Consider the following 421-nt stretch of genomic DNA (forward strand, 5'->3'; position numbering starts at 1 on the left):
CCGCCGGAGAACTCGTGCGGATAGCGCTCGGCCGCCTCCGGCCCCAGCCCGACCAGCCCGAGCAGCTCCAGCGTGCGGGCCTGTGCCTCTTGGCGCGATACGCCCTGCGCGATGGGGCCGGCAGCGATGGCCGCGCCGATCCGATGCCGGGGATTGAGCGACGCGTAAGGATCCTGGAACACCATCTGCAGCTTGCCGCCGGCGCGCTGCAGCAGCCCGCCGCCCTGGGACAGGTTGCGCCCGTTGATCACGATGCGGCCGCTGTCGAACGGCGCCAGGCCCACGATGCAGCGGCCCACCGTGGATTTGCCGGAGCCCGATTCGCCCACCAGCCCGAGCGTCTGCCCGCGCAGCAGCTCAAGGTTCACGTTGCGCGCGGCCTGCACCTCGCGCCCGCGCCGCAGCAGGCTAGTCTACGCGT

At 72.4% G+C, this 421-nt stretch carries 1 pseudogene; it reads right to left on the reverse strand.

Annotation, left to right across the window (positions count from 1 at the left end):
* Positions 1–407, reverse strand: a pseudogene (locus OR16_RS39110) (ATP-binding cassette domain-containing protein); the annotation flags it as partial.
* Positions 408–421 lie beyond the last annotated feature (14 nt).

Origin of the sequence: Cupriavidus basilensis OR16 (genome assembly GCF_000243095.1) — a bacterium.
GTDB classification, from domain to species: Bacteria; Pseudomonadota; Gammaproteobacteria; order Burkholderiales; family Burkholderiaceae; genus Cupriavidus; species Cupriavidus basilensis_D.